We start from the raw sequence: 255 nt of genomic DNA, 5'->3' as shown, positions 1-255 counted from the left end.
GAACGCAGAACAACACAACCTGCGGGAGGGAAGGCGCCCTGCTTTGTTCAAACTTTTCAAGGGGGTACGAGTGAGTGAATGCCATTAGGCTAACGACACCAAAGGAAAAAGTTCAACAACTCCAAGAAAAGTTAGGTCATGCTGCCAAGACAAGCAAGAGCAGAAAATTTCATGCGTTGTACGACAAAGTTTATCGATTGGACGTGCTACAGGAAGCGTGGCGGAGAGTACGAGCGAACAAAGGAGCGGCAGGCA

General features: G+C 49.0%; 1 pseudogene. It reads left to right on the top strand.

The features are described 5' to 3' along the window. Positions 1-74: 74 nt before the first annotated feature. Positions 75-255, top strand: a pseudogene (locus tag ACZYR9_RS27930) (group II intron reverse transcriptase/maturase); the annotation flags it as partial.

It is taken from the genome of Paenibacillus sp. F024 (genome assembly GCF_057814255.1).
Note: the sequence above shows the minus strand (reverse complement) of the source record. Positions and strands in the feature narration are given on the sequence as shown.